General features: G+C 63.0%; 9 protein-coding genes. 1 reads left to right on the top strand and 8 read right to left on the bottom strand.

Annotated features, from left to right (window positions below; genetic code table 11):
• Positions 1-106: 106 nt before the first annotated feature.
• Both ftsH and U5782_RS22795 read right to left on the bottom strand, forming a co-directional pair.
• Positions 107-1,999 carry an ATP-dependent zinc metalloprotease FtsH gene (gene ftsH, locus U5782_RS22790; protein WP_322046151.1) on the bottom strand — a complete coding sequence of 631 codons (1,893 nt, stop codon included), beginning with the start codon at positions 1,997-1,999 and terminating at the stop codon, positions 107-109.
• Positions 2,000-2,219: 220 nt separating this feature from the next.
• Entirely contained in the window at positions 2,220-2,882 is a 663-nt protein-coding gene (locus U5782_RS22795) for an RlmE family RNA methyltransferase (RefSeq protein WP_322046152.1), read from the bottom strand.
• Between the two features lie 260 nt (positions 2,883-3,142).
• Between U5782_RS22795 and yhbY the strand changes: the two genes are divergently transcribed.
• Positions 3,143-3,682: a ribosome assembly RNA-binding protein YhbY gene (gene yhbY, locus U5782_RS22800; protein ID WP_322046153.1), complete on the top strand. Its 540-nt coding sequence runs from the start codon at positions 3,143-3,145 to the stop codon at positions 3,680-3,682.
• 79 nt (positions 3,683-3,761) lie between these two features.
• Here the strand turns inward: yhbY and U5782_RS22805 are convergent, their stop codons facing one another.
• The 6 genes from U5782_RS22805 to gloB form a co-directional block, all read right to left on the bottom strand.
• Complete coding sequence (locus U5782_RS22805) at positions 3,762-4,220, bottom strand: DUF4149 domain-containing protein (RefSeq protein ID WP_322046266.1); 459 nt, start codon at positions 4,218-4,220, stop codon at positions 3,762-3,764.
• A 78-nt stretch (positions 4,221-4,298) separates the two neighbouring features.
• Positions 4,299-4,775: a transcription elongation factor GreA gene (greA, locus tag U5782_RS22810; RefSeq protein ID WP_322046154.1), complete on the bottom strand. Its 477-nt coding sequence runs from the start codon at positions 4,773-4,775 to the stop codon at positions 4,299-4,301.
• 208 nt (positions 4,776-4,983) lie between these two features.
• Complete coding sequence (gene carB, locus U5782_RS22815) at positions 4,984-8,238, bottom strand: carbamoyl-phosphate synthase large subunit (RefSeq protein ID WP_322046155.1); 3,255 nt, start codon at positions 8,236-8,238, stop codon at positions 4,984-4,986.
• A gap of 151 nt (positions 8,239-8,389) precedes the next feature.
• Complete coding sequence (gene carA, locus U5782_RS22820) at positions 8,390-9,532, bottom strand: glutamine-hydrolyzing carbamoyl-phosphate synthase small subunit (protein WP_322046156.1); 1,143 nt, start codon at positions 9,530-9,532, stop codon at positions 8,390-8,392.
• A 628-nt stretch (positions 9,533-10,160) separates the two neighbouring features.
• On the bottom strand, positions 10,161-11,813 hold the full coding sequence (locus tag U5782_RS22825) for a transglycosylase SLT domain-containing protein (RefSeq protein ID WP_322046157.1): 1,653 nt from the start codon (positions 11,811-11,813) through the stop codon (positions 10,161-10,163).
• Between the two features lie 154 nt (positions 11,814-11,967).
• The gene (gloB, locus tag U5782_RS22830; RefSeq protein ID WP_322046158.1) at positions 11,968-12,822 is read right to left on the bottom strand and encodes a hydroxyacylglutathione hydrolase; all 855 of its coding nucleotides are present in this window, start codon (positions 12,820-12,822) and stop codon (positions 11,968-11,970) included.
• Positions 12,823-12,838: the final 16 nt, after the last annotated feature.

The raw sequence follows: 12,838 nt of genomic DNA on the forward strand, positions 1-12,838 counted from the left end.
CACGCGGCGACGAGTCTGGATCACGGCCGCGGCCAGAAATGCAAACGGGCCGGTGTGAAGATCACACCGGCCCGCAACTTTACTCGATCAGGCGAACCGTAGTGGCTCAGGCCGGCGCGGTCGCGCTGCTGCCCGGCTTGACTTCGGTGCCCGTGCTGCCGCCCGAGGACGACGCATCACCTGCTGACGGCGTGCTCTTCGGCGAGCGCGGCGGACGGCCAGCCATGATGTCGTTGATCTGATCGGCGTCGATCGTTTCCCACTCCATCAGGGCCGCGGTCATGGCTTCGACCTTGTCGCGGTTTTCGTCGAGCAGACGCTTGGCCAGACCGTATTGCTCGTCCAGCACGCGGCGGATTTCCGCGTCGACCTTCTGCTGCGTCGCTTCCGAGATCGCACGCGTGAAGCCCTTGCCGAACGGACCACCCTCGTTCTCGTCGTCGGCGTAGACCATCGGTCCGAGCGCGTCGGTCATGCCGAAGCGGGTGACCATTGCGCGCGCCGTCTGCGTCGCCTTGTTGAAGTCGTCCGAAGCGCCCGTGCTGATCAGGTTCATGAACAGCTCTTCCGCTACGCGGCCACCGAACAGAATGGCCAGACGATCCAGCAGATAGTCCTTCGAATACGTCTCGTTGTCGTGCTCCGGCAATTGCCACGTCACGCCCAGCGCGCGGCCGCGCGGAATGATCGTGACCTTGTGCACCGGATCGGCCTTCGGCAACAGCTTGGCGACGACCGCATGGCCCGACTCGTGGTACGCCGTGGCGCGCTTCGCTTCTTCGCGAATCACGGCCGACTTGCGCTCCGGACCCATGAAGATCTTGTCCTTGGCGTCCTCGAAATCCTGCATCTCGACGATGCGCTTGCCGCGACGTGCCGCGAACAGAGCCGCTTCGTTCACGAGGTTCGCGAGGTCAGCACCCGAGAAGCCCGGCGTGCCGCGTGCGATAACCGCTGCGTCGACGTCGTTGGCGATCGGCACCTTGCGCAGGTGGACCTTCATGATCTGTTCGCGACCGCGGATATCCGGCAGGCCGACATACACCTGGCGGTCGAAACGGCCCGGACGCAGCAGCGCCTTGTCCAGCACGTCCGAACGGTTGGTTGCCGCGATCACGATCACGCCCGAGTTCGCCTCGAAGCCGTCCATCTCGACCAGCATCTGGTTCAGCGTCTGTTCGCGTTCGTCGTTGCCGCCGCCCATGCCGGCGCCGCGATGACGACCGACCGCGTCGATTTCGTCGATGAACACGATGCAGGGCGCGTGCTTCTTGGCCTGCTCGAACATGTCGCGCACACGGGCCGCGCCCACGCCGACGAACATTTCGACGAAGTCCGAACCCGAGATGCTGAAGAACGGCACCTTCGCTTCGCCGGCGATAGCGCGCGCCAGCAGCGTCTTACCGGTACCCGGAGGGCCGACCAGCAGCACGCCGCGCGGGATACGCCCACCCAGCTTCTGGAATTTTTGCGGATCGCGCAGGAAGTCGACGAGCTCGGACACTTCTTCCTTGGCTTCGTCGCAGCCCGCGACGTCGGAGAAGTTGACCGCATTGTTGTTCTCGTCGATCAGACGGGCGCGCGATTTACCGAACGAAAACGCCCCGCCTTTGCCGCCCCCCTGCATCTGCCTCATCATGTAGAACCAGAACACGATGATCAGGATCGTTGGCCCGAGGTAGTACAACGCCGAGACGAGGGCATTGGGCTCTTCGTCAGCCTTGCCGCTCACCTGCACGTTGTATTTCATCAGGTCGCCAACCATCCAGATGTCGCCCGGGGAGACGATCTGGTACTTCTGGCCGTCGGCCGGAGTGACCGTGAGGTTCCGCCCCTGCACCACGACGTTCTTGACCTTGCCATTCTTCGCGTCGTCCATGAACTGCGAATAGGAAACGCCTTCCTGGACACGGGGCTTGTCGAACTGCTTGAACACCGTAAACAGCACCAGTGCGATCACCAGCCACACTGCTGCTTTCGAAAACATGTTGTTGTTCAAAGCACCACTCCTTCACTCATAGACGGGCGCCTACATTTGCCTTGCGACACCACCAAAGCATTCTAATCCAGTACGCAGGGCCTCGCCATAACGTTTCGCTAAGGCATAAATAGCCGGCGCGCCTTGTCTGGACGACCTCCCGAAGCTTATTCGGGTCAATCTATCGAGTCCTGCCAAGGCGCCTGACGCGCTGGAACCGATCCTTGCGTAATGCCCGAGGTTAACGGGGTCGCTTCAGATGTTTACCCAATATAAACGTTTCGGACGATTTATCGCGCGAAGCCTTCGGCTTGCGCGCGGCCACGACCTTGAACTGATGCTTGAATTTCTCGACGATCTGGCTGTAACCACTGCCGTGAAAGCATTTTACTAAAAGGGCGCCATCGGGTTTCAGATGATTCTGCGAAAACTCGAGCGCGAGATCGCAGACGTGTTCGATACGCGCGGCATCCGCCAGCGCCACTCCCGACAGATTGGGCGCCATATCCGAAATTACAAGATCGACCGGACGTCCACCCACCGCTTCTTCCAGTTGCGCGAGCACACTGTCTTCGCGGAAGTCGCCTTGCAGGAAGTGCACGTCGGAAATGGGCTCCATCGGCAGGATGTCGAGCGCAATGATTGTGCCGTCGATGCCGCCCTGGCGCTGTTCGTCGCGCTTCGAGCTTTGCGCGAGCTTGTTGCGCGCGTACTGGCTCCAGCTGCCGGGCGCCGCGCCCAGGTCGACGATGACCATGCCGGGGCGGATCAGCTTGTCCTGCTCGTCGATTTCCTTGAGCTTGTACGCGGCGCGGGCGCGATAGCCCTCCCGCTGCGCCAGCTTCACGTACGGATCGTTGATATGGTCGTGCAGCCACGACGTGTTGAAGCGGTTTTTTGCCATTAAAGATGAACTCTTGCTGCGTGATATCGCGCTTTTAGCGGATAATACGCGTTTAATTCGTGCGGCCGTCGCGGCCCGTCCGGTTTTGTCGGCGTGTTCTTACCGCCACGCCTGCCGGCACCAGCCCGCGCCACGCCGTTCTCCACGGTTTTCCGTTGTTTCCGACGCGCCTTTCGCCTTCCTGCGCGCCTGTCCCTCGTCATGAGGTCGGTCAGGTTGCCCGGCGAGCGCCGTCATTTTAGTCGAGTCTGCCACATCCCATGCCCGCCCTCACTCTTACTGCCGAACTGCGCTCCGAACTGCGTTCCCAGGCTCACGCCCTCAAACCGGTCGTGCTCATCGGCTCCGAGGGATTGACCGACGCCGTCATCAAGGAAATCAAGGTCCACCTTGGCGCGCACCAACTCATCAAGGTGCGCGTGTTCGGTGACGAGCGCGAAGAGCGCCTCGCGATCTACGAAGAAATCTGCGACCGCCTGAACGCGGCGCCGGTTCAGCATATCGGCAAGCTGCTCGTGATCTACAAGCCCGAAGAAGCCAAGCCGAAGACCACCACGGCCCGCGCCGGCGCCCGTGGCACCGTGACGCGCCCCGCTGGCGACGTGCCGAGCGCACGCGAAGCCGGCAAGCGCGCCCCGCGCGTCGTGAAGGTCGTCAAGCCGAGCGACAACCCGATGCGCAAGCCGAAGGCGACGAAGGTCACCGTCAAGGGCAACGAACGCGTCACGCAAGGCGGCAACATCAAGCGCGCCAAGAAGCGCCAGACCAGCTCGAAGCGCGTGCATCAAGGCTCGAAATAAATCGCAGCCTTGAAATAACAAAGCGCGGCCCGTGTGCCGCGCTTTTTTTTGCCTCGCGCCTGACGCCAGGCTGCCAGGCTTAGCGCCGCGTCGACGGCAGCAGCCAGACCAGCCACGCACCCAGCAGGCTCTCGACCAGATAGAACAGGCTCGAGATGCCGTGCAGCATGCCAAAGCGGCTCGCATAGGCCGAGTGCGCGATATCCACGCCCGCCTGCATCGCATTCATGCGCATCGCGTTCATGAACGGCTGCAACGCGTAATAGCCGACCACCACGCACAGCAGCATACCCACCAACAGCCAGCGCAGGCGGCGATACCCCACCTCCCCGCGCCGCACGAACGCGTTCGCGAGCACGAGCAGCACGACGCCACCCACCAGGCCGATCATGCCTTCGATGCGGAACAACTGCGCCGCGAGCGCACCCGCCGACATGCGGTCGAGCGACGTGAACAGCACCGGCGCCACGGCATAGCCGATAGTCAACTGGCTGCCCACCCACAGCATGGCGATCAGCGCGAACAAACGATGCGCCACGAGCGATGTGCCCGGCGCAGCCGCGCGAATCTCGGCGCTCACGTCATTTTTCACATCGTGACCCATGATCGCGCCTCGTCAGACGTAGCGAACCTCGATGACTTCGTATTCGCGCACGCCGCTCGGGGCTTGCACGGCGGCGACGTCGCCTTCCGACTTGCCGATCAGCGCGCGCGCGATGGGCGAGCTCACCGAGATCAGGCCGTGTTCGAGATCGGCTTCGTCATCGCCGACGATCTGGTACGTCACGGTCTTGCCCGATTCGAGGTCTTCGAGATCGACGGTCGAACCGAACACGACGCGGCCGTCCGCTTCGAGCGTGGACGGGTCGATGACCTGCGCAGCCGACAGCTTCGATTCGATTTCAGCGATGCGGCCTTCGATGAAGCCCTGCTTTTCCTTCGCCGCATCGTATTCGGCGTTTTCGGACAGGTCGCCCTGGGCGCGCGCTTCGGCGATCGAATTGATGACCGCCGGACGCTCGACGGATTTCAGGCGTTGCAGTTCGCTGCGAAGCTGGTCTGCACCGCGCTTGGTCAAGGGAATCGTGCTCATAAACAACTCGTTCGGCCGCTTGGGGCCGTATTGATGCCGCATGCAATATACATTGCGGCCATAAAAAAAATCACCGCGGTTAAGTGCATCCCGCAAGGGTGGCGGCGCATGCTGGCGCAGCCTGAAAACCCTGTTGGGACGCCGCTTAACCGCGGCACATTCAGCTATGTTTGCCTGCCTCGTTCGTATTGGACAGACAATCGAAGCCTTAGTTTAGGCGAGCGTGGAGGCCTTGTAAATCATAGACTTCCAGGTTCTTCAGGTAGCGCAGACCCTCGACGGCAGCGCGTGCGCCGGACATCGTGGTGTAGTACGTGACCTTGTTCGCCTGTGCGCTCATGCGGATCGAACGCGAATCGGCAATCGCCGCGCGGGTTTCGTCGACGGTCGTGAAGACGAGCGAAATCTCGCCGTTCTTGATCATGTCGACGATGTGCGGACGGCCGTCCTTCACCTTGTTGACGACCTTGACCGGCACGCCGGCCGCTTCGATGGCCGCGGCCGTACCGCGCGTCGCGACGATCGCGTAGCCGAGCTCATGCAGCATGGCTGCGACTTCGACCGCCTTGGGCTTGTCCGAATCCATCACGGTGATGAATACGGTGCCCGACTCCGGCAGACGCGAACCCGCTGCGAGCTGCGACTTGAACAGCGCTTCGCCGAAGGTCTTGCCCACGCCCATCACTTCGCCGGTCGAACGCATTTCGGGTCCGAGCACCGGGTCGACCGCCGGGAACTTGATGAACGGGAACACCGCTTCCTTCACGCTGAAGTACGGCGGCACGACTTCCTTCGTCACGCCCTGCTGCACGAGCTTCTGGCCGACCATCGCACGCGCCGCGATCTTCGCGAGCGGCAGGCTGGTCGCCTTCGAGACGTACGGCACCGTACGCGAAGCGCGCGGGTTCACTTCCAGCACGTAGATGATGTCCTTCTTCGAACCATCGTCCTGCGGCACTTGCTGGATCGCGAACTGCACGTTCATCAGGCCGACCACGTTCAGCGCCTTGGCCATCGCGGCCGTTTGACGCTTGAGTTCGTCGACCGTTTCCTTCGACAGCGAGTACGGCGGCAGCGAGCAAGCCGAGTCGCCCGAGTGCACGCCTGCCTGTTCGATGTGCTCCATCACGCCGCCGATGAACACGTCATCGCCGTCGGAAATGCAGTCCACGTCGCATTCGATTGCGTCGTTCAGGAAGCGGTCGAGCAGCACCGGCGAATCGTTCGACACCTTCACGGCCTCGCGCATGTAGCGCTCGAGGTCGCGCGGCTCGTGGACGATTTCCATGGCGCGGCCGCCCAGCACGTACGACGGACGCACGACGAGCGGGTAGCCGATTTCGTCGGCGAGCTTGAGCGCTTCGTCTTCGGCGCGCGCGGTGCGGTTCGGCGGCTGGCGCAGGCCCAGGTCCTGCAGCAGCTTCTGGAAGCGCTCGCGGTCTTCGGCCGCGTCGATCATGTCCGGCGAGGTACCGACGATGGGCACGCCGTTCGCCTCGAGGTCGAGCGCGAGCTTCAGCGGCGTCTGGCCACCGTACTGCACGATCACGCCAACCGGCTTTTCCAGGTCGACGATTTCGAGCACGTCTTCGAGCGTGAGCGACTCGAAGTACAGGCGGTCGGACGTGTCGTAGTCGGTCGAAACCGTTTCCGGGTTGCAGTTGACCATGATGGTTTCGTAGCCGTCTTCGCGCATGGCGAGCGCGGCGTGCACGCAGCAGTAGTCGAACTCGATACCCTGACCGATCCGGTTCGGGCCGCCGCCCAGCACCATGATCTTCTTGTTGTTGGTCGGGTTGGCCTCGCACTCGTCCTCATAGGTCGAGTACATGTAGGCGGTCTTCGTCGCGAACTCGGCCGCGCAGGTGTCCACGCGCTTGTAGACCGGGCGCACGTTCAGCTCGATACGACGCTTGCGCACGTCGGCCGCGTTCGCGCCGAGCAGCTTCGCCAGACGGCGATCGGAGAAACCGCTCTGCTTGAGGTAGCGCAGCTCGTCCTTCGAAAGGCTCTCGAGCGTGCGGCCACGAACCGCCGCTTCCTTCTTGATGATCTCTTCGATCTGCGCGAGGAACCACGGGTCGATCGCGGTTTCTTCGAAGATCTCTTCGCGCGTCATGCCCACGCGGAATGCGTCGCCCACGAACCAGATGCGATCCGGGCCGGCTTCGCCGATTTCGCGGATGATTTCGTCGCGGCTCGTGGTCTTTTCATCCAGACCGTCGACGCCGACTTCGAGACCGCGCAGCGCCTTCTGGAACGACTCCTGGAAGGTACGGCCAATCGCCATCACTTCGCCCACCGACTTCATCTGCGTCGTCAGGCGCGGGTCGGCTTCGCGGAACTTCTCGAATGCGAAACGCGGAATCTTCGTGACGACGTAGTCGATCGTCGGCTCGAACGAGGCCGGCGTTGCGCCGCCCGTGATTTCGTTCTTCAGCTCGTCGAGCGTGTAGCCGACAGCCAGCTTCGCCGCGACCTTGGCGATCGGGAAACCGGTAGCCTTCGAAGCCAGTGCCGACGAACGCGACACGCGCGGGTTCATTTCGATCACGATCATGCGGCCCGTCTTCGGGTCGATCGAGAACTGGACGTTCGAGCCGCCCGTATCCACGCCGATCTCGCGCAGCACGGCCAGCGAGGCGTCGCGCAGGATCTGGTATTCCTTGTCGGTCAGCGTCTGTGCCGGCGCCACCGTGATCGAGTCGCCCGTGTGGATACCCATCGGGTCGAGGTTTTCGATCGAGCAAACGATGATGCAGTTATCCGCCTTGTCGCGGACCACTTCCATCTCGTATTCCTTCCAGCCGAGCAGCGATTCTTCGATCAGCAGTTCGCGCGTGGGCGAGAGGTCGAGACCGCGCTTGCAGATCTCTTCGAACTCTTCGCGGTTGTACGCGATACCGCCGCCCGAACCACCGAGCGTGAACGACGGACGGATCACGACCGGGTAGCCGCCCGTGCCGGTGGCTTCGGCGATTTCGCCTTGCACCTTGAGCGCCTCTTCCATCGAGTGCGCGACACCCGACTTCGCCGAACCGAGACCGATCTTGGTCATCGCGTCCTTGAACTTCTGGCGGTCTTCGGCCTTGTCGATCGCTTCCGGCGATGCGCCGATCAACTCGACGTTGTACTTCGTCAGCACGCCGTGGTGATGCAGGTCGAGCGCGCAGTTCAGCGCGGTCTGGCCGCCCATCGTCGGCAGGATCGCGTCGGGGCGCTCCTTCTCGATGATGCGCTCCACCACTTCCCACGTGATCGGCTCGATGTAGGTGACGTCGGCCGTGTTCGGGTCGGTCATGATCGTCGCCGGATTGCTGTTGACGAGGATGACCTTGTAGCCTTCTTCACGCAGCGCCTTGCATGCCTGCGCGCCCGAATAGTCGAACTCGCACGCCTGGCCGATGATGATCGGACCCGCGCCGATGATAAGAATGCTCTTGATGTCTGTCCGCTTGGGCATAACGCTCTCGCTAAATATTCCTGTGTCTTTTACGTCTTGCGGCAAGCGGATGTCTTCGCTTGCCGCACGGGTGCGCGCGTGGGCCGATGTTTTTCAAACCGGCTCGCTGCGCACCCTGCTCTGCTCTTTCGCCTGGCGCTCGATGCAGCGCTTACGCTGCCGCTTTCGACTTGTCCATCAACGCCGTGAAGCGGTCGAACAGATAGCCGATGTCCTGCGGCCCCGGCGAGGCTTCCGGGTGACCCTGGAAGCAGAATGCGGGCTTGTCGGTCAGCTCGAAACCTTGCAGCGTGCCGTCGAACAGCGACACGTGCGTGACGCGCGCGTTCGCAGGCAGCGTGTCGGCGTCCACCGCGAAGCCGTGGTTCTGCGACGTGATGACCACGCGGCCATCGCCCAGATCCTTGACCGGATGGTTCGCGCCGTGGTGGCCCGTCTTCATCTTCAGGGTCTTCGCGCCAACGGCGAGGCCCATGATCTGATGACCGAGGCAGATGCCGAACGTGGGGATGCCGCGCTCGATGAATGCCTGCGCCGCCTTGATCGCGTAGTCGCACGGTTCCGGATCGCCGGGACCGTTCGAGAGGAACACGCCGTCCGGGTTCAGCGCGAGCGCGTCTTCAGCCGTCGATTGCGCCGGCAGCACCGTGACGTCGCAGCCGCGTTCGGCCAGCATGCGCAGAATGTTCTGCTTCACGCCGAAGTCGAATGCGACGACCTTGTACTTCGGCGCCGATTGCGTGCGGTAGCCTTCGCCCAGACGCCATTCCGTGGTGTTCCACGGATACGACTTGTCGGTCGAGACAACCTTGGCGAGGTCCATGCCCGCGAGACCCGGGAACGAGCGCGCGAGTTCGATGGCCTTCGCTTCGTCGTCGGAACCGGCGAGGATTGCGCCAGCCTGCGCACCCTTGTCGCGCAGGATACGCGTGAGCTTGCGCGTGTCGATACCTGCGATGGCGACTACGCCTTCGTCCTTCAGATACTGGCCGAGCGTGCGATCCATACGGAAGTTCGAGGCGAGCACGGGCAGGTCGCGGATGATCAGACCGGCGGCATGGACTTTCGTGGCTTCGACGTCTTCGGCGTTGACGCCGACGTTGCCGATATGCGGATACGTGAGGGTAACGATCTGGCGAGCGTAGCTCGGGTCAGTCAGGATTTCCTGATAACCGGTGATGGCCGTGTTGAACACGACTTCACCGATCGTATGACCCGGCGCGCCGATCGAGTAACCACGAAAGACCGTGCCGTCGGCGAGCGCGAGCAGAGCGGGAGAAAAAGACGGCAACACGGGAGACTCCTTGGGGGAGCACCCTGTGCCGACCTGTTGTCCGACGTTGCGATCTTGCGACCTGGGTGCGGCTGCGGCGTCGGCATCGTGGGGCGATGCGCGCGCGGCTCGCACCTTGCGCGGCTATTCCGTGTCACAGGGCTCGCAGTGGACTGCGTCGGGCGCCTGCCAGAATAAAGCGTTTGTGACGCTCGATCGGGCGGCAGCCAGCCTTTGATGGAGAAAGCGCGGGCGGCGGATGAACGGATGGGGGGAGGTAGGCGCTAGGGTGCGGGTTGATAAGCTCAAACCTTGAAATTATAGCGCGAAAATGCCCTTTCTTTCAAATTTCGAGACAGCAGCCGCGGCTGACGGGTCCGCGATCCCAGTCGGACTTGCCAAAGCCAGCACCGCGGCCGGCATCGACCATCGACGACCAGCACCCAGGGCCCGGCACCGCGCCTTTCACTATAGGCCCCCGGCGCCGCGCCGCAAGTTGGGGACAGTTCACGCCTCCCCTTCTTTCGGGCCGCGCAAATGAAAACGCCGTCACCTGGCGGGGTGACGGCGTAAAAATAGCTGAAGTGATCGGAGCGAAACCACCGTACATTGCCCCCGCAATGTACGGCTGAGCACCCTTTGCCAGCCGCTATTTGGACTTGTGCTTCTGCGTGTGGGTTTCGGCCTTCGGGCGGCTTGCCGCACCCTTCGACGCCTTGCTGGGCGCTGCGCTGGAAGACTTCTCCTTGACCGGCTCGGATACCTTGACGACTTCCGTGCGTGCGCGACCGTGTCTCTTATCATAGCGCGACTTTGAGCCCGATTCCGCGACGCGAGTGCCAATACGCTCCACACCGCCGCCAGAGACGCTGGCCGCGATGCGTTCCGGCCCCGGCTCGCTCGGCATCGCCTTGCCGACCGGCACGTGCAGCACCAGCACCTGGCCAGGCGCGACCGCGTCGCGGCGCGTCTTGTTCCACGCCTTGAGCTGGCCAACCGAGACGCCGTAACGGCTCGCCACCATATCCATGGACTGCTTGCGGCGCACGCGAATCAACATCTTGCGCGTATCGGGCACGTCCGGTTCCATCGCGAGCACGGCGCTTTCCGCCACATCGGCGCTGATGTCTTCGTCGTCGCCGTCTTCGGTGCGCGGCACCACCAGCGTCGAGCCCGGCTTCAGACGCATGCCCGCCGGAATCTTGTTGACCGACATGAGCGTGTCGGCGTCCACGCCGATCTTCTGCGCGATGGCCGAAGGCGTCGTGCGCGCGTCCGTGGTGTACACGGTCCACGACGACAGCTGGCCGGAATACGACTTCAAGTTGCGCTCGAATGCGCTCGCGTTGTCGAACGGCAGCAGGATCTGCGGATCGGTTGCACCCAGAATGACCGGCTTCTTGAAGGACGGATTGAGCGTGCGGAACTCGTCGGGCGTCATGTTCGCCAGCTTCGCGGCGACGTCTACGTCGATGTCGTGCGAAGTGGTGACGGTGACGAAATACGGGTGATTCGGGATGCTCGGCAGCGTGAGACCGTACTGCTGCGGGTTCATCACGATGTTCTTGACCGCCTGGAGCTTGGGCACGTAGTTGCGCGTCTCGTTGGGCATGCGCAGGCTCTGGTAGTCCGTCGGCAGACCCGCCGCCTGGTTGCGCGCGATGGCGCGCTGCACGTTGCCCTCACCCCAGTTGTAAGCGGCAAGCGCGAGATACCAGTCGCCGAACATGTCATGCAGGCGCGAGAGGTAATCGAGTGCGGCGCTGGTCGAGGCCAGCACGTCGCGGCGCTCGTCCTGCCACATGTTCTGCTTGAGGTTGTAAGTCTTGCCCGTGCCCGGGACGAATTGCCACATGCCCGCCGCCTTCGCGACCGACAGCGCCTGCGGGTTGTAGGCCGATTCGATGAACGGCAGCAGCGCGAGCTCGGTTGGCATATGACGCGCCTCGAGCTCTTCGACGATGTGGTACAGATATTTCTGCGAGCGCTCGGTCATGCGCGCGACGTAGTCGGGACGCTCCGCATACCACTGGGCGTTCATGTCGACGAGATCGCTTTGCAGATCGGGCATCTGAAAGCCGCGGCGGATACGGCCCCAAAGGTCGGCATCCGGACTCGTGAGCTGATCGACCGAGCCTTTATCGACGTTGATCGTTTCTTTCGCTGCGGAGGTTTTGCGGATGGCGTCGGCACGCGCCTGGGGATCGGCCGGGGAAAGTGAGCTGGCTGAATTCGCGGATGGTCCTCCGCTCGCGCAGGCGGCGAGGGTCAGGACCAGCAGCGCGCTTAGGATAAATCGCATGAACGTCTACTTGCAAATGGCTGGAATTTGCAGCCGATAGTACGGAACGCACACGTTTCCGTCAATCGGATTAATTGGAAAAAAACCATCAAAATCCGCAGCTTGGATAACGTTCCATACGTTTGGGTTGAGCATACCCCCGCAACCATGCGGGTCAGCGGAAGCGGTTTTTCCACTCCCGCATCAGCGTGAATGCCGCCAGCCGGTCGGGCACCGATTCGTGCAGCGCGTCGGCAAGCGTCGCCTGTACGGCCGGGTCGTCGGCGCGCAAAAACGGATTCACCGCACGCTCGTGCGCGATCGTGGTGGGCAAGGTCGGCACACCGCGCTCGCGCAGCGCCGCCGCCTCGCGACTCCAGTCGCGCAGCGCGGCGTTGTCGGGATCGCAGGCGAGCGCAAAGCGGATATTCGAGAGCGTGTACTCGTGCGCGCAATGCACATGGGTGGCACCCGGCAACGCGGCGAACGAGTCGAGCGACGTCAGCATCTGCGCCGGCGTGCCCTCGAAGAGACGTCCGCAGCCGCACGCGAACAGCGTGTCGCCGCAAAACAGGTGCGGCGTGCCGAGGGTATCCGCGTCCTGAAAATAAGCGATATGCCCGCGCGTGTGGCCCGGCACGTCCATCACCTTGAAATCGAGCGCAGGCGCGCCCAGATGCACGGCGTCGCCGCCCTTTACGCGTGTGACGAAGGCGTCGAGCGGGCCGAGCGCCTCGCCGGCTGGGCCGTACACGGGCACGCGCTCATCCGAAAGGAGATCGGCGACCCCGCCGACGTGGTCGTTGTGATGATGGGTGAGTAAAATAGCGGCGAGCCGCCAGCCTCGCTTCGCCAGATACGCGCGAACCGGCGCGGCGTCGCCCGGATCGACGGCAACGGCATTGCGGCCGTCCGACACGACCCAGATGTAGTTATCTTCAAAAGCCGGAACCGGTACGTATTCGAGTGCAGCGGCGGGTGTAGCGGCCAGGTTGGCCTGCGCTGGCGCGTGCTCAAGCGGACTCTTCATGGGGCGACGTATTCTT

The sequence above is a fragment of the Paraburkholderia sp. J67 genome (assembly GCF_905220265.1).
Lineage (GTDB): Bacteria > Pseudomonadota > Gammaproteobacteria > Burkholderiales > Burkholderiaceae > Paraburkholderia.

Coding starts and splice junctions, on each gene's coding strand:
- U5782_RS22795 (WP_322046152.1), bottom strand. CDS start 2,882: ATGGCAAAAAACCGCTTCAACACGTCGTGGCTGCACGACCATATCAAC.
- carB (WP_322046155.1), bottom strand. CDS start 8,238: ATGCCCAAGCGGACAGACATCAAGAGCATTCTTATCATCGGCGCGGGT.
- gloB (WP_322046158.1), bottom strand. CDS start 12,822: ATGAAGAGTCCGCTTGAGCACGCGCCAGCGCAGGCCAACCTGGCCGCT.
- yhbY (WP_322046153.1), top strand. CDS start 3,143: ATGCCCGCCCTCACTCTTACTGCCGAACTGCGCTCCGAACTGCGTTCC.
- greA (WP_322046154.1), bottom strand. CDS start 4,775: ATGAGCACGATTCCCTTGACCAAGCGCGGTGCAGACCAGCTTCGCAGC.
- U5782_RS22825 (WP_322046157.1), bottom strand. CDS start 11,813: ATGCGATTTATCCTAAGCGCGCTGCTGGTCCTGACCCTCGCCGCCTGC.